This window comes from Bradyrhizobium sp. WSM2254, from assembly GCF_000472645.1.
GTDB lineage: Bacteria > Pseudomonadota > Alphaproteobacteria > Rhizobiales > Xanthobacteraceae > Bradyrhizobium > Bradyrhizobium niftali.
Window position 1 is genome coordinate 21,061 of sequence record NZ_AXAB01000062.1, and the last position, 19,935, is coordinate 40,995.

24 protein-coding genes are annotated in these 19,935 nt (G+C 65.3%); 10 read left to right on the forward strand and 14 right to left on the reverse strand.

Going from position 1 to position 19,935, the window contains the following annotated elements; all coding sequences use genetic code 11:
• The first annotated feature begins 10 nt into the window (after nt 1-10).
• Nucleotides 11-331, forward strand: a complete 321-nt coding sequence (locus A3M7_RS0134570) for a YMGG-like glycine zipper-containing protein (RefSeq protein WP_027548013.1) — start codon at nt 11-13, stop codon at nt 329-331.
• A 22-nt stretch (nt 332-353) separates the two neighbouring features.
• Here the strand turns inward: A3M7_RS0134570 and A3M7_RS0134575 are convergent, their stop codons facing one another.
• Nucleotides 354-1,139, reverse strand: coding sequence for a DUF4239 domain-containing protein (locus A3M7_RS0134575; RefSeq protein WP_027548014.1), 786 nt, complete (start codon nt 1,137-1,139; stop codon nt 354-356).
• Between the two features lie 169 nt (nt 1,140-1,308).
• Between A3M7_RS0134575 and A3M7_RS0134585 the strand changes: the two genes are divergently transcribed.
• Genes A3M7_RS0134585 through A3M7_RS0134595 form a run of 3 tightly spaced genes read left to right on the forward strand, consistent with a single transcriptional unit; the run spans nt 1,309 to nt 2,875 of the window.
• Nucleotides 1,309-1,776: an SRPBCC family protein gene (locus tag A3M7_RS0134585; RefSeq protein WP_027548015.1), complete on the forward strand. Its 468-nt coding sequence runs from the start codon at nt 1,309-1,311 to the stop codon at nt 1,774-1,776.
• Nucleotides 1,777-1,808: 32 nt separating this feature from the next.
• Entirely contained in the window at nt 1,809-2,144 is a 336-nt protein-coding gene (locus A3M7_RS0134590; protein ID WP_198033867.1) for a helix-turn-helix transcriptional regulator, read from the forward strand.
• Nucleotides 2,145-2,146: 2 nt separating this feature from the next.
• Nucleotides 2,147-2,875, forward strand: a complete 729-nt coding sequence (locus tag A3M7_RS0134595; protein WP_027548017.1) for an alpha/beta fold hydrolase — start codon at nt 2,147-2,149, stop codon at nt 2,873-2,875.
• 22 nt (nt 2,876-2,897) lie between these two features.
• On the opposite strand, the gene radC is transcribed toward A3M7_RS0134595, so the two are convergent.
• Nucleotides 2,898-3,611 carry a DNA repair protein RadC gene (radC, locus tag A3M7_RS0134600; RefSeq protein ID WP_027548018.1) on the reverse strand — a complete coding sequence of 238 codons (714 nt, stop codon included), beginning with the start codon at nt 3,609-3,611 and terminating at the stop codon, nt 2,898-2,900.
• Between the two features lie 281 nt (nt 3,612-3,892).
• On the opposite strand from radC, the gene A3M7_RS47585 reads away from it, so the two are divergent.
• Entirely contained in the window at nt 3,893-4,333 is a 441-nt protein-coding gene (locus A3M7_RS47585; RefSeq protein ID WP_198033868.1) for an antibiotic biosynthesis monooxygenase family protein, read from the forward strand.
• A gap of 51 nt (nt 4,334-4,384) precedes the next feature.
• Here the strand turns inward: A3M7_RS47585 and A3M7_RS47590 are convergent, their stop codons facing one another.
• Entirely contained in the window at nt 4,385-4,591 is a 207-nt protein-coding gene (locus tag A3M7_RS47590; protein WP_084302782.1) for a hypothetical protein, read from the reverse strand.
• Here A3M7_RS47590 and A3M7_RS47595 point away from each other — a divergent pair.
• On the forward strand, nt 4,585-4,698 hold the full coding sequence (locus A3M7_RS47595; protein ID WP_371090233.1) for a hypothetical protein: 114 nt from the start codon (nt 4,585-4,587) through the stop codon (nt 4,696-4,698). The two genes, A3M7_RS47590 and A3M7_RS47595, sit on opposite strands and share 7 nt — an antisense overlap.
• Before the next feature lie 262 nt (nt 4,699-4,960).
• Entirely contained in the window at nt 4,961-6,094 is a 1,134-nt protein-coding gene (locus tag A3M7_RS0134625) for a helix-turn-helix transcriptional regulator (RefSeq protein ID WP_027548019.1), read from the forward strand.
• 97 nt (nt 6,095-6,191) lie between these two features.
• Here the strand turns inward: A3M7_RS0134625 and map are convergent, their stop codons facing one another.
• Both map and A3M7_RS0134635 read right to left on the reverse strand, forming a co-directional pair.
• The gene (gene map, locus A3M7_RS0134630) at nt 6,192-7,010 is read right to left on the reverse strand and encodes a type I methionyl aminopeptidase (RefSeq protein ID WP_027548020.1); all 819 of its coding nucleotides are present in this window, start codon (nt 7,008-7,010) and stop codon (nt 6,192-6,194) included.
• 107 nt (nt 7,011-7,117) lie between these two features.
• Nucleotides 7,118-8,434, reverse strand: coding sequence for a mechanosensitive ion channel family protein (locus tag A3M7_RS0134635; RefSeq protein WP_027548021.1), 1,317 nt, complete (start codon nt 8,432-8,434; stop codon nt 7,118-7,120).
• A gap of 215 nt (nt 8,435-8,649) precedes the next feature.
• Between A3M7_RS0134635 and A3M7_RS0134640 the strand changes: the two genes are divergently transcribed.
• Nucleotides 8,650-10,443 (forward strand): potassium/proton antiporter, encoded by a 1,794-nt coding sequence (locus tag A3M7_RS0134640; RefSeq protein ID WP_027548022.1) that lies wholly within the window; start codon nt 8,650-8,652, stop codon nt 10,441-10,443.
• 170 nt (nt 10,444-10,613) lie between these two features.
• Here A3M7_RS0134640 and A3M7_RS0134645 read toward each other — a convergent pair whose 3' ends face one another.
• The 5 genes from A3M7_RS0134645 to A3M7_RS0134665 are packed head-to-tail and all read right to left on the reverse strand — an operon-like array spanning nt 10,614 to nt 15,296.
• Nucleotides 10,614-11,525, reverse strand: a complete 912-nt coding sequence (locus tag A3M7_RS0134645) for a polysaccharide deacetylase family protein (protein ID WP_027548023.1) — start codon at nt 11,523-11,525, stop codon at nt 10,614-10,616.
• A 3-nt stretch (nt 11,526-11,528) separates the two neighbouring features.
• Nucleotides 11,529-12,329 carry an ABC transporter permease gene (locus tag A3M7_RS0134650; protein WP_245284385.1) on the reverse strand — a complete coding sequence of 267 codons (801 nt, stop codon included), beginning with the start codon at nt 12,327-12,329 and terminating at the stop codon, nt 11,529-11,531.
• Nucleotides 12,326-13,189 (reverse strand): ABC transporter permease, encoded by an 864-nt coding sequence (locus tag A3M7_RS0134655; protein WP_027548025.1) that lies wholly within the window; start codon nt 13,187-13,189, stop codon nt 12,326-12,328. The genes A3M7_RS0134650 and A3M7_RS0134655 overlap by 4 nt, the downstream gene beginning before the upstream one ends.
• The gene (locus A3M7_RS0134660; protein ID WP_027548026.1) at nt 13,186-14,265 is read right to left on the reverse strand and encodes an ABC transporter ATP-binding protein; all 1,080 of its coding nucleotides are present in this window, start codon (nt 14,263-14,265) and stop codon (nt 13,186-13,188) included. The genes A3M7_RS0134655 and A3M7_RS0134660 overlap by 4 nt, the downstream gene beginning before the upstream one ends.
• Nucleotides 14,262-15,296 carry an extracellular solute-binding protein gene (locus A3M7_RS0134665; protein WP_027548027.1) on the reverse strand — a complete coding sequence of 345 codons (1,035 nt, stop codon included), beginning with the start codon at nt 15,294-15,296 and terminating at the stop codon, nt 14,262-14,264. Before A3M7_RS0134665 ends, A3M7_RS0134660 begins: the two co-directional genes overlap by 4 nt.
• Before the next feature lie 196 nt (nt 15,297-15,492).
• Between A3M7_RS0134665 and A3M7_RS0134670 the strand changes: the two genes are divergently transcribed.
• A complete protein-coding gene (locus A3M7_RS0134670) occupies nt 15,493-16,221 on the forward strand; it encodes a GntR family transcriptional regulator (RefSeq protein WP_027548028.1) in 729 nt (242 codons plus the stop codon).
• Between the two features lie 146 nt (nt 16,222-16,367).
• Here the strand turns inward: A3M7_RS0134670 and modC are convergent, their stop codons facing one another.
• From modC to A3M7_RS0134690, 4 genes are all read right to left on the reverse strand, one after another.
• Nucleotides 16,368-17,030 carry a molybdenum ABC transporter ATP-binding protein gene (gene modC, locus A3M7_RS0134675; protein ID WP_027548029.1) on the reverse strand — a complete coding sequence of 221 codons (663 nt, stop codon included), beginning with the start codon at nt 17,028-17,030 and terminating at the stop codon, nt 16,368-16,370.
• 2 nt (nt 17,031-17,032) lie between these two features.
• Nucleotides 17,033-17,728: a molybdate ABC transporter permease subunit gene (modB, locus tag A3M7_RS0134680; RefSeq protein WP_027548030.1), complete on the reverse strand. Its 696-nt coding sequence runs from the start codon at nt 17,726-17,728 to the stop codon at nt 17,033-17,035.
• Between the two features lie 13 nt (nt 17,729-17,741).
• A complete protein-coding gene (gene modA, locus A3M7_RS0134685; RefSeq protein WP_027548031.1) occupies nt 17,742-18,524 on the reverse strand; it encodes a molybdate ABC transporter substrate-binding protein in 783 nt (260 codons plus the stop codon).
• A gap of 210 nt (nt 18,525-18,734) precedes the next feature.
• Complete coding sequence (locus A3M7_RS0134690; RefSeq protein WP_027548032.1) at nt 18,735-19,238, reverse strand: hypothetical protein; 504 nt, start codon at nt 19,236-19,238, stop codon at nt 18,735-18,737.
• Between the two features lie 532 nt (nt 19,239-19,770).
• Here A3M7_RS0134690 and A3M7_RS47600 point away from each other — a divergent pair.
• On the forward strand, nt 19,771-19,935 hold a 165-nt coding region (locus A3M7_RS47600), incomplete at its 3' end, for a helix-turn-helix domain-containing protein (RefSeq protein WP_156937067.1).

Genomic DNA, 19,935 nt, shown 5'->3' on the forward strand with positions numbered 1-19,935 from the left:
GAGGTCGAGCATGCTTCGAGGTCTTCGCATTGGAAGTCTTGGGATCGCCGCGTGTCTGACGGTTGCGATGGCGATGCCGGCGCATGAGGCGGCAGCACAGGACGCCGTCGGCGGCGCGATCATCGGCGGTGTTGGCGGGGCGATCCTCGGCGGCGCGATCGGTGGAGGCCGCGGTGCAGCAATCGGCGCCGTCGTCGGCGCCGGCACGGGCGCCGCGATCGCCTCCGAGGGCGAGCGCCGCCGCTCCGGCTACTACGCCTATCAGCGCGGCTGCTACATGCAGCGCCCCGACGGCCGCTACGTCCCGGTCGATCCCCGATATTGCTATTGAGGCCTGACGGAGCGCTCGCGCGCTAGCTCTTTGCTGCCGCCGGCATGATCTGGAGCAGCGGCTCGGGCTGGATCGAGATCTGGCCGGCGAACGGCCGGTCATGTGCGGCGATGAGCAGGACGGAGGTGGCTACTCCCGTCGCGAACAGGCCCATCGCGATCGCCGATCCCAGGCGGTTGTCGCAATGAACGAGGCCGATCACCAGCAGCGCGCAGACGGCCTGGAGGTACAGGCACCACCACTTGACCGGGTTCACTGCGGCGAGGCTGACGATGATCCGCTGCCGCCGCGCATCCAGCGCCTGCTCCAGCGCTGCGATGAGCTCGCGCTGCACATTCGCCTGCCCCGTGCCTTGCGGCGTCATCGCGACGACGAGCTGCAAGGCTTCCGCAAGCGCAGGCGGCGTGACTTTCAACGAGACCGCCTGATGCGCCATCATCGGCCATTCCACCGTGACGGCCTGTCCGACATAGTCGCGGACGAGGCCCCGCAGTCGCGTCTCCTGCTCCGCCGGCAGACCTGCGGCCAGCAGCACGGCGCTTCGCAGCGCGCTGGCCTCGCGGCTCACCGCGGCGCTGGCGCGGTCGCTGTCACCCCAGACCTGCGCCGCGGTGAAGGCGACGAACAGGCCGAAGATGATGCCGAGCACCGGCAGCATGCCCGGCGAGATCGCCTTCAGCGATTTGGCGCGCTCGCCGGTCGCGACAAGCGCGATGCCCGCGAAGATGGCAACGGCCAGAAGATAGGTGAAGCCAAAGATCACCAGCGCCATCAAGGGCAGCGGCAGATTGTGCAGCCAGTCGCTCATGCTGTTCTTGTCGCTCGATTCGAAGCTTCAGATCAACCGCATCCCGCGCTTCAGCGTGCGCAAATCGCCGGCTTCTCCATGCGGACGGTTCTGATACTGAAGTCGCCACTTGACTATCGCGCCGCACGCTTATACTGAAGTATAGACTTCACTAATGAGCGGGGTGGCAATGACCGATCAATCCATCGTCGACAACACGTTTGTCATCGAGCGCATGTATCTCAGGCCGCCGATCCAGGTGTTCGCGGCTTTTTCCGACGCGTCCAAGAAGCGGCGCTGGTTTGCTGAAGGCCCTGACCATGACGTCGAGCATTTCAGCATGGATTTTGCCGTTGGAGGGCGAGAGCGCGCCCAATACCGCTTCAAGAAGGGCACGCCTTTCGCCCCGGTCGCGCTCACCTACGACGGGCACTTTCTGGATGTAGTTGCCGATCGCCGCGTTGTTACGGCGTCCACGATGACGTTAGGAGAGCGGCGCATATCCGCATCCCTCGTGACCGCGGAATTCCGTCCAAAGAACTCGGGGACACTGTTGGTCCTGACCCATCAGGCCGTCTTCTTCGAGGGTGCGGACGGTCCCAAAATTCGCGAGGCCGGATGGCGCGCTCTGCTCGATCGACTTGAGCCGGTTGTCTAGACACCTGCACAGAAAACCGGAGGACCGTGTCAATGGCCACGTCCATGGCCTTGCGCATCGGCAGGGTCGATCGAATCCTGGATGCCCTTGGTGATTCTACGCGCCGTCGGATCATTCGTCTTTTGAGTGCCGGTCCAATGTCCGTGTCGGACCTTTCCAGGCCGCTCGGTATCACCGTCACGGCCGTGACCCAGCATCTGCGCATTCTTCAGTCCTGTGCCTTGCTCAAGTCCCACAAGAAGGGGCGCGTACGTATGTGCAGCCTGGATACGTCGGGATTCGAGACCCTGGAGCACTGGATCAGAGAACACCGGACGTCGTGGGAGCGTCGTCTCGATCGACTCGGCAGCCTCCTGGAGGAGGATTAGACGTGAAGAAGCTGCTGATTGCGATCGGCGTGGGCACAGGACTTGCCACGCTCCTGGGGGGCGGTTTCATCGCATGGGCGCTCGATGCGTACAGAGCCGACCCTCTGGCGCAGGCCCGCGCCCTGAACGATTCTCGCGTTGTGATCAGCGAGCGTGATGGTTTCATTGTCATTCGCCCGTCCGCTGCCCGGTCAGCGATTGGACTCTTGTTTTATCCGGGCCTCCGGATCGAGCCGAGGGCATATCTCTCAAAGCTTGTCGCGCTATCCAGCAAAGCCCGGGTGAATATCGTCATTGGCCGGCCGAGACTCAACATCGCAGCCTTCTCGATCGGGCAAGCCGACGATATGCGCAAGGAGTTGACCGGGATCGAGCGTTGGTATGTGGGCGGGCATTCACTTGGAGGCGCGGCAGCTTGTTACTATGCGAGCAAACACCGCGACGATCTTCAGGGGATTGTGTTGTTCGGTACCTATTGTGGCTCCGATATTTCGAAGTCCCGACTTGCGACGCTTGCTATCGTGGCGGATCGGGATGGCATCATGGCACCTGAGACGATCGAGCAGCACGCGGTGGAATTGCCGGCCGATGCGCAAATTGTTCGAGTCGCAGGCATGGTCCATAGCCAGTTCGGGAACTACGGACCTCAGTCTGGCGATGGCCGGCCTTCGATCGACGATCGTCAGGCGTCCGAAGCTATTTCGGAAGCTGCCCGAGCTTTCTTCCACTGAGGGACGTTCGCTTCGCGAACGACTATATCAGCTTCATCCCCCGCAAACTCGCGTGCCCGTTCCTACCGACAATGATGTGGTCATGCACGGCAATCCCCAGCGGCTTGGCGATGTCGATGATCGCCTTGGTCATCTGGATGTCGGCCTGCGACGGCGAGGGATCGCCGCTGGGATGATTGTGGACCAGGATGAGCGCGGTTGCCGACAGCTCCAGCGCGCGCTTGATCACCTCGCGCGGGTAGACCGGGGTGTGGTCGACGGTGCCGGTCTGCTGCACCTCGTCGGCGATCAGCTGGTTGCGCTTGTCGAGGAAGAGCAGGCGGAATTGCTCCTTGTCGGCAAAGGCCATGCTGGTGCGGCAGTAGTCGATCACCTCGTTCCAGGACGACAGCGCGTTGCGGCTGTTGACCTCGCCCTTGGCGACGCGATGCGCGGCGGCTGCGATCAGCTTGAGCTGGTGGATCGCGGATTCGCCGATGCCGTCGATCTCGCGCAAGCGCGCCACCGGCGCGTGCACGACCTCGGCGAACGAGCCGAAAATCTTGATCAGCGTCTTCGCAAGCGGCTTGGTGTCGCGCCGCGGCAGCGCCGGAAACAGCGCCATCTCCAACAGCTCGTAGTCGCTGAGCGCATCCGCCCCCGCGCTGTAGAAGCGCTCGCGCAGCCGCTCGCGATGGCCGTGATAGTGCGGCGCGTCCTCAGGCTTGCTCTTGTCGTGGTCGGTCTTGGCGGGCATCAGGCATAACCATGCCGGACGGCGCGCGTTTTGCAACCACGAAGTGTCTGGCCCCGGGCTGACCAATCCGGCCAGGCATTTTCGGCGCGCTCTGGCCAGCAGAGTTCGCGCATCGGCAACGCCGGGAGCCGCTCAGGATGTTGCCGCCCGGATTCCCGGCGCCGTCTACGGTCGGGAAGAAAAAAATCTCACACCAGCTGTCGTCGTTCTCCTGCCTCGTTCGTCTCAGCGCTGTTGGCCGGTCGAGTGGCCAGCCGATCTTCCGCAACAGGAGAACATCAATGTCCCGGACCAGACCTGAGCCGTCGCGTCGTACCTTCGTTGCCACCGGCCTCGGAGCCGGCGTCTTGCTCGCGGCGCAAGCAGCGCCGTCCCACGGCCAGAACAGGAGCTCGAAAATGGAAGCGACCATTCGTACCGGCAGCGACGTCACGACCCTCGTCAATGTCTTCACGGTCGAGCCGGACAACCAGCACAAGCTGGTGCTACTCCTGAAGGAAGGCACCGAGAGCTTCTTCAGCAAGCAGCCCGGATTCATCTCGTCCAGCGTCCACGCCAGCAAGGAGGGCCAGCGCGCGATCAACTACTCGCAATGGGCAAGTGCAGGGGACATCGAGAATTTTCGCAAGGATCCGAGATTTGCGCCGTACGTCCAGCGCCTTGCGGCGCTGGCGAAGGCCGAGACGATCCTGTGCGAGGTCGTCGAGGTCAATCACGCCTGATCGGCAAAGGCGGCCCGCGGGGCGGTCCAAAAGACCGCCCCGCGGGCGCCGTCACTGTTCGAGAACACGCTGCTGCGCCGGCAGGGGCATCGTGATTGCGATGACCCCGGCGAGAATGAGCGTCATGCCTGTAAGGGCCGACCAGGTGAAGCGTTCGCCGAGCCATGCCGTGCCGAGCGCCACGGCGAAGCCGGCGCGCAGATAGCTGCCGCCGTGTGCAGGAAGCCAAGCGTCTGATCGACCAGACCAGCATGACATTGACGGAGATCGGCTTCGCCGCCGGTTTCGGCAGCGTTCGCAGATTCAACGATGCATTTGTCGCGACCTACAAGCGGCCGCCTTCGCCATTCCGCCGCCGGCGATAGGAGGCGCTACTTCGCTGTCATTCCGGGGCGGCGCGAAGCACCGAACAATGGTGCGCATTTGCGCACCTGAGAATCTCGAGATTCCGGGTTCGCTCGCTGATGCGAGCGCCCCGGAATGACACTTTGGGGATCACTCGACCTGCTTCTCGCCGTGCCGCTCGGACAGCGTGAAGGTCTCGTCGCCCATGTCATCCTCCATTCGGAGGATGTCGATCGTCCAAGATACCGCTATCAACCGATCGGATGATGGAGCTGCCGGACGATGGTTGACGTAGATCGGGTATCGCACCTGATCGGGGACATCTACGATGCCGCCCTCGATTCAGCATTGTGGACCGACGTCCTCGAGCAGACATGTCAGTTCGTCGGCGGAACGGCAGCATCGCTCTACTCTAAGGAGGTCGTCGCGCGGCAAGGGGCGGCCCGATACAATTGGAACATGCCCGCGGACGCCCTCACCGCGTATTTCAACGATCATGTGCGCTTCGATCCCGTCACCGTCAGCCAGTTCTTTTTCGAGGTCGGGGACATCTACAGCATCGCTGATCTCATGCCCTACGAGGAATTCGTCGCCACGCCGGTCTACCAGAAGTGGGCGAAACCCAATGGCTGGGTCGATCATCTTGCCGCGACCCTCGACAAATCGGCCAACGGCTTCGCCCTCTTCGGGGTGTTTCGCAACGAGAGGCAGGGGCTGGTCGACGATGGCATGCGCCATCGGATGCGGCTGTTGGTCCCCCATATGCGTCGCGCCGTGCTGATCGGGAACGTGATCGACGTTCACCGGGCCGGGTCGTCAGCCCTGTCGGATGCCTTCGATGCGATCGGCTCCTGCGTCTATCTCGTCGATCGCTCTGGCCGGATCGTGTTCGTCAACGAGGCCGGCCAGGCGCTGTGCGACAGCGGAACGGTCTTGAGCCGCCCGCGAAACGTGCTGACCGCCGTCGATCCGCACGCAGCCCGCATCCTGCGGGACCTCCTGGTTGCCGCGAACGACGGCGACAGCGCGATCGGGGTCAGCGGGATCGCGGTGCCGCTGTTGGAGCAGTCGGACCATGGCTGGTTTGCCCACGTGCTGCCGCTCACCTCGGGCGCCCGCCGTCGGGAAGGAAGGGTTCATTCGGCCGTGGCCGCTATCTTCGTTCGCAAGGTCTCGGCCTACGCACCGCCGCCGCTCGAAACGGTCGCCAGGCGCTACAAGCTCTCACCCGGCGAGGTTCGCGTTCTTCAGGCCATGATGAGTGTCACGGGCGTGTCGAAGACCGCAGCGGCGCTCGGGATCGCCGAAACCACGGTCAAAACCCATCTGCAACATCTGTTCGCCAAGACGGGCGTGCACCGCCAGGCCGATCTGGTGAAACTGGTTGCGGCGCATGCGGATCCGTTTCGCTCCTGAATCGTTCCGCCTCGGCATCTGATGTGTCATCAAGCGACGGCGCCGTCGGATGGCGGCGCGTGGTCGGCAAGCTCGAACGTCTTGATCGAGCCTGAAATCACCCGATCTGCTTCTCGCCGTGTCTTTCCGACAGCGTGAAGATCTCGACGCCGGTCGCGGTCACGCCCACCGAGTGCTCGAACTGCGCCGACAACGAGCGGTCGCGGGTCACCGCGGTCCAGCCGTCGGAGAGGATCTTCACATGCGGCTTGCCGAGATTGATCATCGGCTCGATGGTGAAGAACATGCCGGGCTTGAGCTGGACGCCTTCGCCGGGCCGGCCGATATGGATGATGTTCGGCTCGTCGTGGAACATGCGGCCGAGACCATGGCCGCAGAAATCGCGCACCACGCTCATGCCCTGCGGCTCCACGAAACTCTGGATGGCGTGGCCGATGTCGCCGGTGGTGGCGCCGGGCTTCACCGCCGCGATGCCGCGCATCATGGCTTCATACGTCACCTCGATCAGCCGCTCGGCCTTGCGCGCGATCGGGCCGACCGCATACATCCGGCTGGAATCGCCGTACCAGCCGTCGACGATGAAGGTGACGTCGATGTTGACGATGTCACCCTCCTTCAGCGGACGGTCGCCGGGCATGCCGTGGCAGACCACGTGGTTCAGCGAGGTGCAGGTCGAGTAGCGGTAGCCGCGATACATCAGCGTCGCCGGATAGGCGCCATGGCTGAAGGCAAAGTCGCGGACGAACTGGTCGATGCGCTCGGTCGGCACGCCCGGCCCGACGATGTCGGTGAGCTCGTCGAGGCACTTGGCCACCAGCGCGCCCGCTTTGCGCATGCCGGCAAAGGCGCTCGGCCCATGCAGCTTGATCTGTCCGGTCTTGCGCAGGGAGGTATCGGTGGCTTCGACGTAGCTCATGCGGGGCTGGTCTCGATGTCGGCGGAAGGGCTTGATTTCAGGGCCATAATCTAATGATCATGGGCCTTCATGCAAGTCGGGCGTGGCTCTTGCGCCCGAAACAGGGCCTAATTCGGGACTTCTACGGTGGTTTCCACCGGCAGGGCGCCGCCGCGGACGCGGATTTCGCGGACCGGATAGGGAACCCGGATGCCCTCGCGCTTGAAGGCCTCCCACAGCGCCAGCATCACGTCGCTTTTGACATTGTCCATGCCGTCGGGGTCGGCCAGCCAGAGGGTCAGCGAGAACTTCATCCCGGCCTCCGCGAACTCGGTCAGGATGCAGTTCGGCGGCTTGGCTTTCTGCGCGCGGGGATGGGCTATGGCCGTCTCGATGGCGAGCTTGCAGACCAGCCTGGGGTCGGCGTCGTAATTGGTGCCGAACGCGATCTTCACCAGCGTGTTCTTGTCGGTATAGGTCCAGTTGACGACCTTCTGCGTCACCAGATCCTCGTTCGGGACCAGGAACTCGCGGCCGTCGCCGGCGGCGACGGAAATATAGCGCGTCTTCATCGCGCTGATGCGCCCGGTATTGTCGCCGATGGTGACGAGGTCGCCCGGCTTCACGGACTTGTCCGCGAGCAGGATGATGCCCGAGATGAAATTGGCCACGATCTTCTGCAGGCCGATACCGATGCCGACGCCGACCGCGCCGGAGAACACCGCGAGCGCCGAGAGATCGATGCCGACCGCGCCGAGCGCAATGACGATTGCGATGGCCAGGAGCCCGATGCGGATGATCTTGACCAGCAGCACCTGCACCGACGGGGTCAGATCGGTGGTCGAGTTGATCCGGCTCTCGGCGAAATTGCTGGCGATGTTGGTGGCCCACAGCGCGATCAGCAGGAGCGCACCGGCCTTGATCACCAGCAGCGGCGTCAGCCGCAGGCCGCCGAGCACGATCGCGAAGGAATCGAGCAGGTCGACCGTCGTGTCGAGCTGTCCGATGATGGACAGCGCTGCGACGAACCACGCCGTGATCGACACCAGCTTGACGATGAAGGCGTTGCGCAGCACCGAGGTCACCAGCCGGATCGCAAGCCAGGCCAGCCCCATCTTGGCGGCGACCATCAGGAGATAGCTGCGGCTCGGCCAGGTCGCATGGTACATCGCGAAGCGGGAGATGATCACGAACAGGGTGAACACCGCCGTCGAGGCACTGGAGACCATGACGCGGGCGAAGTGCCGGAGCGGCAGCGGCCAGCCCATCGCCAGCGAGGTCATGTCGACGCGGTTGCGCACGCCGGCTTCCGCGGCATAGGCGATTCCGGCCGCGGCCAGAATGAGGCCGAATTGCAGATAGAACCAGGGTGAGGAGACTTCCGCCCCGACGCTGCGCGCGGTGGTCTGCACGAACTCCATGAAGTCCTTGAGGTCCATGTCCATCGGGGCGGTCTCGTCGGGAAGCGGGCGGGAGGGTTTGATTCGAGGGCGCCGCAGAATCCCACAAAGGGCGCGGCTGGACCATCGATACACCGCTAAGTGAAGTGCGTTAAGGCCGCAAAATGCGGGCAGATTGCCGCGAGCGGGAGAAAATGGGTTGGCGCGCCGGTACAGCGACGATAAGGATGCAAATCCAGCGATTTTTACCCGGAAGGTGGATGGCCTCCCTCGACTCTGTCAGCCTCGCCATATTGCTCGGCGCCGTCCTGGTGATGGCGGGTATCCTGTCGAGCCTGCTTGCGCTGCGCTTCGGCGCGCCCTTGCTGCTCGTCTTTCTCGTGATCGGCATGCTCGCCGGCGATTCCGGCCCCGGGCAGCTCCAGTTCGACGACGTCCGCACCACCTATCTGGTCGGGTCGGTGGCGCTCGCCTTGATCCTGTTCGACGGCGGCCTGCGGACGCGCTTTGCCAGCATCCGCACCGTGCTTGCGCCGTCCGTGGTGCTGGCCACCGTCGGCGTGCTCCTGACCGCGCTGATCACGGCGCCGTTCGCGAAATACGCGCTCGACCTCAACTGGACGGAGTCGCTGCTGGTCGGCGCCGTGGTGGCCTCGACCGATGCGGCCGCCGTGTTCCTGCTCGTGCATACCCAGGGCCTGCGCCTGCGCCCGCGAGTCGGTGCGACGCTGGAGGCGGAATCCGGCACCAACGATCCCTTCGCGATCTTCCTCACCTTGATGCTGGTCGAATACATCTCGCTGGGAACAGGCACGGCGGGGCACGTGCTGATGGAGTTCGTCCAGGAGGCCGTGCTGGGCGCCATCATCGGCGTGATCGGCGGACGCCTGGTCGTCATATCACTCAACCAGGTGGCGTTGCCGCAGGGTCTGCATGCGCCGTTTGTCACAACCGCCGCGCTCGTGATCTTCGGCGGCTCGCAGATCGTGCACGCCTCCGGCTTTCTCGCGGTCTATCTCGCCGGCATCATCATCGGCAACCGGCCGACGCGCGCACACAATTCGGTGGTCGCCTTCCTGGATGCGGCGACCTGGCTGGCGCAGATCGTGATGTTCGTCCTGCTCGGCCTCCTGGTCTCGCCGAGCCGGCTTGGCGCCAGTGCGCTGCCGGCAATCGGGGTCGCATTCGTCCTGATGCTGGTCGCGCGGCCGATCGCGGTGTTCGTGTGCCTGGCGCCGTTTCGCTTCAACTGGCGCGAAAGGATCTTCATCGCCTGGACCGGCCTGCGCGGTGCGGTCGCGATCTTCCTGGCGTCGATCCCGATGCTGGTCGGCCTGTCCAAGGCCTATCTCTATTTCGACGTCGCCTTCGTCGTCGTCATCATCTCGCTGCTGCTGCAAGGCTGGACCCTGGCGCCGGCCGCGCGCAAGCTGCACGTCGCGCTGCCGCGCGCCGAGCGCGGCCCGCGGCGTGTCGAACTGGATCTGCCCGGCCAGCTCGAGCAGCAGCTCGTCGGCTATTCGGTGCGGCCCAAGAGCCTGTACTTCCGCCGCGGCCTGATCCCGTCCTGGTCGAAGCCGACGCTGGTGATCCGCAACGAGAACATCCTGACGCCGACGGAGGCCGATCCGATCGCGCCCGGCGACTACATCTATCTGCTGGCGCCGCCGGAAAAGGCCGAGTCACTCGACCGCTTCTTCGTCGACATGCAGCCGAGCACCGCGCCGGACCCGCATCTGCTCGGCGACTTCATGGTCTCCGGCGAGCACACGCTGGCCGAGCTTGCCGAGATCTACGGCGTGAAGGTGAGCGAGGACGAAGCCAAGCTGACGCTCGCCGACTATTTCGACGTTCATCTTGACCGCGCGCCGAAAGAGGGCGCTGAGCTTGCGCTGGACGAGATCGTGCTGGTCGCCCGCAGCATCTCCGGCGGCCGCGTCAATGTCGTGGGCCTGCGTCTGCCGGAAGACGACGAGACACCGCCGCCGCTGACGCGCCGGCAGGCGCTGCGGCGCAAGCTGGCGGAGCTATGGACCTCGGTGGCGGGGGTTTAGGGGCTCGCGAGAGTTGGGGGCCGTTTCCTCAATTCCGCTGTCATCGCCCGCGAAGGCGGGCGATCCAGTATTCCAGAGGCGGTCATGACCAAGCCGAGACGCCGCGGCGTACTGGATGCCCCGGTCAAGCCGGGGCATGACACCTTCTATGTGGCGCAGGCCGGCGCAACTCACACCCCCGCCGGCACCGCCGTCATCCAATGCCGCGCAATTGCCGCGCGCGGCGCGATCCACGCGGCGCCGCTTCCTGTGATATGCGCCAGGATCCGCTCCAGCGCGCCGATCCGGCCCGGCCGGCCGATCATGCGCAGATGCAATCCGACCGACATCATCTTCGGCGCCGTCTCGCCCTCGCGCTTCAGCCATTCGAACGCATCGATGACGTAGTCGGAAAAGTCGGCGCCGTTGAAGCGCGAGGCGTTGTAGTACTGCATGTCGTTGGTGTCGAAGGCATAGGGCAGCACCAGATGCTGCTTGCCGGCAACCTCCCGGTAATAAGGCAGGTCGTCATTATAGGCGTCGCTGTCGTAGAGAAAGCCGCCGTGCTCGACCAGCAGGCGCCGCGTGTTCGGCGAGGTTGCCGAACGCGTGTGCCAGCCGACCGGGCGCTGTCCGGTGACGCGCTCGATTGCCGCCACCGTGTTCGCGATGACCTCGCGCTCGCTGGCTTCGTCCATGTCGGCATGGCTCTGCCAGCGCCAGCCATGCGCAGACACTTCGTGTCCTCGGGCAATCGCATCGCGCGCCAGCTCCGGCGAGCGCTCGACCGCGCGGCCGCAGGAGCTCACCGTCACCTTGACGCCGTGCGCGTCGAACAGGTCCATGATGCGCCACCACGCGGCGCGCGTGCCGTATTCGAAATGGCTGTCGATGCAGCTATCAGGCCCGTCGAGCTTGTGGACCACCTCGTAGATTGCTTCGTTGCTGGCGTCGCCGTCGTTTACGGAGAATTCCGAGCCTTCCTCGAAATTCACCACCAGCGACACCGCGACGCGCGCGCCGTCCGGCCAGCGCGGATTTGGCGGCTTGCCGCGATAGCCAGTGAAGTCGCGATGTGAGAGGGCTTGCTTTGCTTCGCTCATGGTTCAGTCCGAGGTTCCGGCCATGCGGTGCAGGCCGACGACGCGGTCGCTGACGAACAGCAGGATCACCGTGCCGGCGAGGATGAGGGTGGAGAGCGCCGCCAGCGTCGGGTCGGGCGCCTCCTCGATATATTGCAGCATCCGGATCGGCAGCGTCTTGGTGCGGACGTCGGCGAGGAAGATCGAGACCGGATAATTGTCGAACGAGGCCAGGAACGAGAAAATCCCCGCGATCAGGAACGAGGGCGCCAGCGCCGGCACCATCACGCGCAGCACGCTGCCGGCATAGGTGCAGCCGAGCGTCCGCGCCGCCTCGATCAGGGTGAAGTCGAACCGCGCAAGTCCCGCGATCATCGTGCGGGCGACGTAAGGCAGCGTGATCACGAGATGCGCGACCAGCAGCGTCGCCCAGGGCGCGGTGAAGCCGACGGCGCGAAAGCCCTGCAGCAGCGCGATGCCGAGCACGAGGCCCGGCATCATCAGCGGCGACACCAGCGCGGTCGCAAAGATGCCCGCGCCCGGCAGTTTTCCACGCGCGATCGCGATGGCCGCGAGCGTACCGCAGACCAGCGAGATCGCGGTCGACAGCAGCGCGATCTGGAGCGACAGCAGCAGCGACGGCCAGAAGCCGTCGAGCCGGCCGATTCGGCCATACCAGCGCGTCGATGCGCCCGTCAGCGGCAAATCGAACACCGGCGTCGGCGAGAAGCTCGCGCCCGCAATCACCAGCAGTGGTACGATGAGGAACAGCGCGAGGCCGATGGCCATGACCCAGCAGACGACGATTGCGGCCCGAATCATCATTTCGGCTCCCGCGACAGGCGCGCGCTCAGCGCGACGACGGCAATCGCGAGTCCCAGCAGGACGACGCCGGCGGCGGCACCGAAGCCGGGCTCGCGCGCCAGCAGATAGGCCTTTGCGATCGTGGTTGCCAGCGTCGGATATTTTTCCCCGATCAGCAGCGTCGGCACCACATAGGCGGAAACCGACAGCGAGAACACCAATGCGACGCCGGCGATGATGCCCGGCAGCGTCAGCGGCAGGATGACGTGAAGGAAGGTCACGATCGGCGAGGCGCCGAGCGTGGAGGCCGCTTCCGCATAGCGCGGATCGAGCTGGGCCACGATGGCGTAGATCGGCAGGATCATGAAGGGCAGGAAGATGTTCACGGCGCCGACGATCAGCGCGGTCTCGGTGAAGATCATCCGGATCGGATCTTCGATGATGCCGAGCGCCATCAGCGTCTCGTTGACGATGCCGTCGCTGCGCAGCAGGATCGTCCAGGCGAAGGCCTTGACGATGACACTGGCGGCGAGCGGCAGGAACAGCGTCGCCAGCAGCACGGAGCGCAAGGCGCCGCGGGCGCGCGCCAGCGCGAAGGCGGCGGGATAGCTGATCAGGAAGGCGATGATGGTCGTCAGCAGCCCCAGCCTCAGCGAATTCCAGATCACCCCGAGATAATAGGGCGTGCCGAGCAGGCGCCTGTAGTTGGCGAAGGTCAGCCCGTTGGCGTCGATGACGCTGACGCCGAGCAGCAGCACCAGTGGCAGCGCGAACACGCCGGCGATGATGACGAAGGAGGGCAGCAGGAAGCCGATCGCGGTGAGCCGTTCGCGATCGACCGCTGGCGCCGCGACGGGCGCGGGAAGGGCGGCTTCGGTCATGCCTGCGCCTCCATCGGAAACGCAAAGGTCTCGGTCACAGGCCAGCTCAGGCGGATCTCGTCATGCACGCGCGGGATCGCGCCGTCACGCCCAGAGAGTTCGGCGAGCAGGCTCTCGCCCGCGCCGGCATCGACCTCGACCAATGTGCGCGAGCCCTGGAACACCACCGAGCGGACGCGGCCTGCCGCGGAATTGGCCTCGCTTTGCTCGCCCAGGCGAAGCTGTTCGGGACGCGCCGCGACGATCACGGGGGAGCCCGCCTGGAAATTGCCGAGCGCCGACAGGCGGCCGACCTTGGTCTCGACATCGACCTTGCCGTTGTCGGCCGTCAGCACGGTGCCGGAAATCCGCGTCGACAGCCCGACGAAGTTGAGCGCGAACAAGCTCGCGGGGCGCAAATAAAGCTCGCGCGGCTCGGCGAGCTGCTCGATCCGCCCCTTGTTCATGACTGCAACGCGGTCGGACATGGTCAGCGCCTCGTCCTGGTCATGCGTCACGAAGATCGCGGTCGCCTTCACGTCCTGGAGCAGGCGGCGCAGCTCGACCTGCATCTCCTCGCGCAGCTTGCGATCGAGCGCGGAAAGCGCCTCGTCGAACAGCAGCACGTCAGGCTCGACCGCGATGGCGCGCGCCAGCGCCACCCGCTGCTGTTGCCCGCCCGACAGCGCCGAGATGCGGCGGCCGGCGAGATGCCCGAGCTTGACCAGCGACAGCGCGCGCTCGACCGCCGCGTCGATCTCGCGCCTGGCCGTGCCGCGCACCTTCAGCCCGAATGCGACATTGCCGGCGACGGTGAGATGCGGAAACAGCGCGTAGCTCTGGAACACGACGCCGACATTGCGCTTGTGCGGCGGCACGTGGGTGATGTCGCGCCCGGCGAGCTCGACCTTGCCGGAGTCGGGCTGCGCCAGCCCGGCGATGGCGCGGAGCAGCGTGGTCTTGCCGCAGCCGGAGGGGCCGAGCAGCGTCACCAGCTCGCCGCGGCGGATGGTCAGGTCGATATGGTCGAGGACCGTCGTCGGCCCGTACCGCTTGGAGACGCTGCGGACGACGAGATGCGGCGCGGCTTCGCTCATGTCATCTCCTTGCTCCAGCGATCGACCCACGCGGCGCGGTTCTTGGCGACGAACGCCCAGTCCGGCGCGAACAGCGAGCCGGGATCGGGGAAGCCCGCCGGCGTCGGCGTGCCCTTGTTGGTCGGTGCGACGAAAGCCTTGTCGGCGAGGATGGTCTGCGCCTCCGGGCTCAGGAAGAAGTCGATCACGGCGTCGGCAAGATCGCCGCCAGGCGCGCCGGCCACCTTCGCGATGCCGGAGGGCATCGCAAAACCGCCGTCCTGCGGCACGGCGAGTTCGACCGGTGAGCCCTCGGCCTTGCGGATCAGAGTGTAGGCCGAGAACTGGCCGCCGATCATCCAGGCCTCGCCCTGCTCCATCAGATTGATGGCCTGCGGCGCGTTGGTATAGACGTTCAGCAGGTTCGCCTTCAGCTCCTTCACCTTCTTGAAGGCCGCCTCGATCTCGTACTGTGCCTCCTTGTAGGGCTTGCCGGTTTCGAGATGCGCGGCCGCGAGCAGCGTCCAGAATCCTTCGGTATTCGAGAGCGACGGCACGATCACCCGCGAGGCATATTTCGCGTCCCACAGGTCCGACCACTTGCTCGGCGCCGCCTTCATCCGCTTGGTCGAATAGGCGATGCCGGCCCAGGGCCGCTGATAGTTCGCCCACATGCCGTCCTGGTGCACCGAGCCGTCCACGAGCTTGCCGAGGTTCGCGATGGAAGAGGCCGACATCTTCGTGATCAGCCCTTCGGCGGACGCCGGCAGCATCACGGGATCGTCCATGATGACGACCGAGATCTTCGGCGCGGCCTTGTCGGCCTGCATCTTCTGGAGATTGGTCAGCGAGTTGGTGCCCTCGTAGAGCACCTTGCAGTCGAGCTTCTTCTCCAGCACCGGAAACAGATCGGCGTTGAAATATTTTGCGGCGCCCGCCGGGCCGCCGATGACGATCTCCTTGGTCGCGGCGCGCAAGCGCCCCGGGGCCGCCAGAACCGCGGCGAGGGCCGCGCCGCACTTCAAAACGCTGCGTCGGGAGGGGGTGTGCATGGGCATGTCCCGTTGGTTGTGCGTAAGGCTTGCATCGAGGCAGCAGCAAGCGCCATGCCAAATGTGCACATTTTTATAAAGTATAATAATTTCAATATCTTGATAGAAGATCGAGTTTGGGGCCTGCGCAGCCGCGCAGCAAATGTGCACATTTTTTGGAGGTGACGCTGCGCATCCTTTGGGCCTAGCTATCGCCATGGCGACGCAGCGCAGGCGAAACGGCAAGGCGAATCCGGCGGAGGACGAGGCGGTCTATCAGGCCATCCTGCACGCGCTGCTGGAGGGCAAGCTGAAGGCCGGCACCAAGCTCGCCGAGCCGCCGCTCGCCGACATCTTTGGCGTGTCGCGCGAGCGCATCCGGAAAGTGCTGCACCGGCTGGGGGCGGAGCGGCGGCTGGAGATGATCCCCAACCGCGGCGCCCGCGTGCCGCGCCCGACGCTCGACGACGTCCGCAGCGTCTACGAGGCGCACCGTGTGCTCGAGGCCGGCGTGCTGACGCAGCTCGTCCGCCATGTCGACGATGCCCTGATCGAAAAGCTGACCGCGCATCTCGCCGAGGAGCGCGCCGCCGCGACGCGCGGCGATCGCGCCGCGTCGGTGCGGCTGTCAGGCGCCTTCCACGTCCATCTGGTCGAGGCGCTCGGCAATGCCGAGCTGTCGCGCTTCCTCGCCGACCTGCTCAGCCGGTCCTCGGTGATGGTCTCGGTCTACGAGCCGGCGACGGATTCGATCTGCGCCGTCGACGAGCACGGCGCCATCGTCGAAGCCCTGCGCGCCCGCGACGTCGCGCGCGCGATTGCGGTCTCGCGCGAGCATTTCCTGCACGTGGAGAGCCGGTTGCATCTCGAGGATGCGGTGCCGGCGAGCGAGGATTTGACCGCGGTGTTCGCCGCGGTGAAGCCGAAGCGGCGGAAGGCGCGGTAGTCTCCGCTGTCATTGCCCGCGAAGGCGGGCAATCCCGTATTCCAGAGGCGCCAGCGATTGAACCGAGAAGCCGCGGCGTACTGGATGCCCCGCCTTCGCGGGGCATGACGGTGGTGGTGACGAGAAAGTTCGTAGCCCGGACGGACCTACGTCAGCACCTTCACCCCGCCGAACGACGTCACCCGCCCCTCTTTCAGCATCACGATCTGCGTGGCGAGCTGGCGCAGTTCGGCGACGTCGTGGCTGACATAGACCATGGGGACGTTGGCTTCGTCCCGCAGCCGCACCAGATAGGGCAGGATCTCGAGCTTGCGGCCCTCGTCGAGCGCGCCGAGCGGCTCGTCGAGTAATAGCAGGCGCGGCTTGGACAGCAGCGCGCGCCCGAGCGCAACGCGCTGGCGCTCGCCGCCGGAGAGCTTTCCGGGGCGGCGACCCTGCAGCGCGCCGATGTCGAGCAGGTCGATGATGCGCTTGTGCTGCGCCGGATCTGACGGCAGGCCGTTCATCCGCCTTCCGTAGTCGAGATTCTGCGCGACGTTGAGATGAGGAAACAGCCGGGCGTCCTGGAACACATAGCCGATGCGGCGGCGCCAGGCCGGCACATGGATGCCGGCCGCGGTGTCGTCCACGGTCTCGCCGTCGATCACGATGGTGCCGCGGTCGGGCCGCAACAGCCCTGCGATCATGTTGACCAGCGAGCTCTTGCCGGCGCCCGATGCGCCGAACAGGCCGATGACGCGGCCTTCGCTGGTGAAGGATGCGGACAGCGAGAACTCGCCGAGCTGTTTTTCGATATCGACCCGCAGCATGGTCAATTCCCGTGCAGGCGCGCAGTGGCGCGGCGGGCGAACCATTCGGCGGCGATCAGCGCACCCAGCGCCAGGATGATCGAGACGATCACAAGCCGGCCCGCGGCGGCGTCGCCATCCGGCGTCTGGATCAGCGAATAGATCGCGGAGGAAATCGTCTGCGTCTCGCCGGGAATGTTGGAGACGAAGGTGATGGTGGCGCCGAACTCGCCGATCGCCTTCGCAAAGCCGAGCACCATGCCGGCGAGCACGCCGGGCAGCGCCAGCGGCAGCGTTACCGTGAAGAACACTTTCCACGGCGCCGCGCCAAGCGTCTCAGCGGCCTGCTCGAGCTTGCGGTCGATCGCCTCGATCGACAGCCGCATCGGGCGCACCAGCAATGGGAACGACATCAGGCCACATGCGAGCGCAGCACCAGTCCAGCGGAACGCGAAGACGATGCCGAGCGTGTCAGCCAGGAATCCACCGACGAGTCCCTTGCGGCCGAAGGTGAGCAGCAGGAGATAGCCGGTGACGACAGGCGGCAGCACCAGCGGCAGATGCACCACCGCGTCGAGAAACGACTTGCCCCAGAAGTCATGGCGGGCAAGCAGCCATGCCAGCGCAATGCCGAACGGCGTCGCCACCAGCGTTGCGACGACGGCGACCCTGAGCGAGAGCAGGATCGCGGTCCATTCGGCGGGTGAGATCTCGAACATCAAGTCGCAGATATCACGTCGTGGGGCTGATCAGGAACTTGAAGCCGTATTTTTCCAGAATCGTCTTGGCCGCCGTCGAGCGCAGGAAGGCGAGATAGTCGCTGGTCTCGCCCTTCGCGGTCGTGGTCGCCGCGACCGGATAGATGATTGCGGGATGCGAGTCGGCCGGGAAAGTGCCGACGATCTTGACGCCGGGCTCGACCTTGGCGTCGGTCGAGTAGACGATGCCGAGATTGGCCTCGCCGCGGGCGACCAGCGTCAGCGCGGCGCGCACGCTCTCGGCCATGGCGAATTTCGGCTCGGCCGCCTGCCACGCGCCGAGCTTCTCCAGCGCCGCTTTCGCATACTTTCCGACGGGCACCGACTTGACGTCGCCGGTCGCGATCCTGCCGTCGCCGGCGAGTTTTGCGAGGTCGAAACCCTGCGCGATGGCGACGTTGTCGATCGCCGAATCCTTCGGCGCGATCAGCACGATGTTGTTGCCGAGCAGGTTGACTCTGGAAGGCTCATTGATGGTCTTCCTGGAGATCGCGTAGTCCATCCAGTCGGTGTCGGCGGAGACGAACACGTCAGCTGGTGCGCCCTGCTCGATCTGCTTGGCGAGCACCGAGCTTGCGGCATAGCTGACGCTGAACTTGACGCCGGTCTTCGCGGTGTAGGCCGCGTCGATCTCGTCGAGCGCGTTCTTCATCGAGGCGGCGGCGAACACGGTGATGGTCTTGTCCTCGGCGGCGGCGGGCGCGAAGGCCGCGAGCAGAACGACGAAGGCGGAAAAAAGTACGGAAAGGCGGGACATCGGGAGCGCTCCATGCGCGCATGCGCGCGCCAATCGCGCACGCAAGACGGCGTTGGTTGAGTCAGGGGTGCGATCGGCGGACGCGCTGTTCCGGTGAGCCCGATCGACTTACGGTCCCTCGGGATATCGCTGGGCGCGACCATAACAGGCTGGGGGAACAGGTCAAAGGCGACCTTTGAGGTCAAAGGCGACCTTTGGTCCGACCCTTGCCTACTCGCTGGGGAGGATCGCGATCGAGAGCGAGTTCTCCCTGGCGCCGCTGATTTGGAGTACCAAGGGCTGTGCGGACAACTCGTATTTCACGGTCTTGCGGATGCCGTCGCAATCGGTCGCGCCGCTGAAGGCCACGGGCTTGAGGACATGCCCGTCCTGCACCACGTCAATCCAGGCGCCGGCCGACAGGCTGATCGTGTAGAGCCCGGCTTTCGCGGTCTTGAAGCTCGCAAAGCCGGCGAAGCTGCCGTCCTTCGGGGCGCGCTCCGGCGGCGTGGGCAGCCTGGCATCCGCCGGCGCGACGAGGCCCAGCGTGACGGCTGTCGAGGGAAGGGCCGGCTGTTCGCTCCCCGAGGCGAGTTTCGCTCGGTTCGGCGCCGTCAGCGCGGCGCGCTCGCGTTCGATCGGCCATTTGAACTTGTCGCAGCCGCTGGGCTCGTCGGCAGCCAGAGCGGAGGTCGCGCCGAGCATGAGCGCGGCGAGGAAGGTGAGGGTGCGCATGTCAAATCTCATCGTTGGCCACGTAAAAGATGCGGGGCTTGCAGACAGGCTTGTTGAAGGGCGGGATGCGCATCCCGACGAGGCCGCGCGGCTTACGGCACGGCGGCAAGGCGATCCTAGCGCATTTGGCTGGTGCGAACCAACCACCTGATTCGTCATCCCGGACAAGCGTAGCGAAGCGGAGCGCAGATTCGGGATCCATAGCCACAGGGAGGAATTTGGCGAAGACTCGGAGTTACCACTTCGCCTAACCACAGCTCCCTGTGGTTATGGGTCCCGGGCTCGCTTCGCGCCCCGGGACGACAGCGGTGGGTGAGGCGGCAGCGTCAATCTCCGCCCGTCGTCCTGGACAAGCGAGCGCTTGGCAACGCGTAGCGTTGTCCAAGAGCGAGCGCTGATCCAGGACCCATACCCCCAGGATTGTGTTTGGCGAAGACTCGCAGTCGCCGCTTCGCCCAACAACTGCTCCCTGGGGTAATGGGTCCCCTGAGTTCACAAACGAAGTGCAACACTTCCAACTGGAGGTGTTGCCATGGGGCGGACTTACAAACAGCTCTCCCTTGACGATCGATGCGAGATTGCCCGCCTTTCGGCCAATGGCAACTCGGTCGGGCAAATCGCGGCAGCTTTGGATCGCCCGCCATCAACGATCTCTCGGGAGCTGAGGCGGAACCGTGGCAGGCAGGTCGGCTACAAG

Coding starts and splice junctions, on each gene's coding strand:
- modA (WP_027548031.1), bottom strand. CDS start 18,524: ATGTCCCGCCTTTCCGTACTTTTTTCCGCCTTCGTCGTTCTGCTCGCG.
- A3M7_RS0134590 (WP_198033867.1), top strand. CDS start 1,809: ATGGCCACGTCCATGGCCTTGCGCATCGGCAGGGTCGATCGAATCCTG.
- A3M7_RS0134670 (WP_027548028.1), top strand. CDS start 15,493: ATGGCGACGCAGCGCAGGCGAAACGGCAAGGCGAATCCGGCGGAGGAC.
- A3M7_RS47585 (WP_198033868.1), top strand. CDS start 3,893: ATGTCCCGGACCAGACCTGAGCCGTCGCGTCGTACCTTCGTTGCCACC.
- A3M7_RS0134655 (WP_027548025.1), bottom strand. CDS start 13,189: ATGACCGAAGCCGCCCTTCCCGCGCCCGTCGCGGCGCCAGCGGTCGAT.
- A3M7_RS0134635 (WP_027548021.1), bottom strand. CDS start 8,434: ATGGACATGGACCTCAAGGACTTCATGGAGTTCGTGCAGACCACCGCG.
- A3M7_RS0134660 (WP_027548026.1), bottom strand. CDS start 14,265: ATGAGCGAAGCCGCGCCGCATCTCGTCGTCCGCAGCGTCTCCAAGCGG.
- A3M7_RS0134690 (WP_027548032.1), bottom strand. CDS start 19,238: ATGCGCACCCTCACCTTCCTCGCCGCGCTCATGCTCGGCGCGACCTCC.
- A3M7_RS0134570 (WP_027548013.1), top strand. CDS start 11: ATGCTTCGAGGTCTTCGCATTGGAAGTCTTGGGATCGCCGCGTGTCTG.
- modC (WP_027548029.1), bottom strand. CDS start 17,030: ATGCTGCGGGTCGATATCGAAAAACAGCTCGGCGAGTTCTCGCTGTCC.
- A3M7_RS0134625 (WP_027548019.1), top strand. CDS start 4,961: ATGGTTGACGTAGATCGGGTATCGCACCTGATCGGGGACATCTACGAT.
- A3M7_RS0134640 (WP_027548022.1), top strand. CDS start 8,650: ATGGCCTCCCTCGACTCTGTCAGCCTCGCCATATTGCTCGGCGCCGTC.
- modB (WP_027548030.1), bottom strand. CDS start 17,728: ATGTTCGAGATCTCACCCGCCGAATGGACCGCGATCCTGCTCTCGCTC.
- A3M7_RS0134650 (WP_245284385.1), bottom strand. CDS start 12,329: ATGATGATTCGGGCCGCAATCGTCGTCTGCTGGGTCATGGCCATCGGC.
- A3M7_RS0134665 (WP_027548027.1), bottom strand. CDS start 15,296: ATGCACACCCCCTCCCGACGCAGCGTTTTGAAGTGCGGCGCGGCCCTC.
- A3M7_RS47590 (WP_084302782.1), bottom strand. CDS start 4,591: ATGTCATGCTGGTCTGGTCGATCAGACGCTTGGCTTCCTGCACACGGC.
- radC (WP_027548018.1), bottom strand. CDS start 3,611: ATGCCCGCCAAGACCGACCACGACAAGAGCAAGCCTGAGGACGCGCCG.
- A3M7_RS0134645 (WP_027548023.1), bottom strand. CDS start 11,525: ATGAGCGAAGCAAAGCAAGCCCTCTCACATCGCGACTTCACTGGCTAT.
- A3M7_RS0134585 (WP_027548015.1), top strand. CDS start 1,309: ATGACCGATCAATCCATCGTCGACAACACGTTTGTCATCGAGCGCATG.
- A3M7_RS0134575 (WP_027548014.1), bottom strand. CDS start 1,139: ATGAGCGACTGGCTGCACAATCTGCCGCTGCCCTTGATGGCGCTGGTG.
- map (WP_027548020.1), bottom strand. CDS start 7,010: ATGAGCTACGTCGAAGCCACCGATACCTCCCTGCGCAAGACCGGACAG.
- A3M7_RS47595 (WP_371090233.1), top strand. CDS start 4,585: ATGACATTGACGGAGATCGGCTTCGCCGCCGGTTTCGGCAGCGTTCGC.